This window comes from Auritidibacter ignavus (assembly GCF_003703835.1).
Lineage (GTDB): Bacteria > Actinomycetota > Actinomycetes > Actinomycetales > Micrococcaceae > Auritidibacter > Auritidibacter ignavus.
The window spans coordinates 1-1,276 of record NZ_RDQR01000048.1 but is presented as its reverse complement, the minus strand read 5'-3'; the positions used below and the strand labels follow the sequence as shown (position 1 = coordinate 1,276).

The window sequence follows — 1,276 nt, the reverse complement described above, 5'->3', positions numbered from 1 at the left end:
CCGGATAGACGTCGAGGTCTTCCGATGATGGAAGTTCTTACACAGTCCATCCGAAAGACCTCGACGTGTCCAAGCTTACTTTATCATCTCCTGATCTCACGACGTTCTGCCGGCTCGACTCCCTTGACCTCACGTGCATTGGCCAGCACATCACCGGGCACAAAGCCATTCTGGAATGCCAGCCCAACACTGCCGATGACTGGTGCCGACGGTGTGGCGGGCACGGGATCGTCCGCGACACCGTCGTCCGCCGCCTCGCCCACGAACCCTTCGGCCACCGGCCCACCACGCTTCACATTCGCCTCCGCCGGTACAAATGCGTCGAATGCGGCCGCGTATGGCGTCAGAACACCACTGCTGCGGCGCCACCACGAGCGAAGATCTCGCGAACCGGCCTCGACTGGGCGCTGCGTGCCCTCGTCATCGACCACGACACCGTGTCCGTGATCGCAGGCAAACTCGCCGTGTCCTGGCACACCGCGAACTCCGCGATCCTCGCGCAGGGACATCGACTGCTGATCGACGACCCGGCCCGGTTCGACGGGGTCAGCGTCATTGGTGTCGACGAACACGTCTGGCGGCACACCAGGCGCGGTGACAAGTACGTCACCGTCATCATCGACCTTACTCCCATCAGCCAGAAAGCAGGCCCGGCACGCCTGCTCGACATGGTGCCCGGACGATCGAAACAGGTGTTCAAGCAATGGTTGAAAGCCCGACCGAAAGACTGGCGTGATGGCATCGACGTCGTCGCGATGGACGGATTCTCCGGCTTCAAAACAGCCTCCGTTGAGGAACTGCCCGAGGCTGTCGAAGTCATGGACCCGTTCCACGTCGTCAAACTCGCCGGTGATGCCCTCGACGAGGTACGCCGCCGCATTCAGCAGGAAACCACCGGGCATCGCGGACGAGCAACAGACCCGTTGTATCGAGCGCGCAGGACTCTGCACACCGGTGCTGATCTGCTTACGGCCAAACAGCAGGAGCGGATCGTAGACCTCTTCGCCGACGCCAACTTCACCGCCGTCGAAGTCACCTGGGCCGTCTATCAAGACATTGTGCGCGCTTACCGAACCAACGACGGCAACGAGGGCAAGAAGCTCTTACAAACAGTCATCGACGATCTGACGACGAATCTGCCGACAGGACTGGCCGAACTCAAGCGGTTAGGACGGACTCTGAAGCGTCGAGCTGCTGATATCCTGGCGTTCTTCACCCGACCGGGAACGTCGAACGGGCCTACCGAAGCGATCAATGGCAGGCTCGAACACCTACG

Annotated in this window: 1 protein-coding gene; it reads left to right on the top strand. The window is 61.3% G+C overall.

Annotated features, from left to right (window positions below; translation table 11 throughout):
* Positions 1 to 65: 65 nt before the first annotated feature.
* The coding region (locus DYI20_RS12105; protein WP_122549589.1) for an ISL3 family transposase at positions 66 to 1,276 on the top strand (1,211 nt) is incomplete at its 3' end.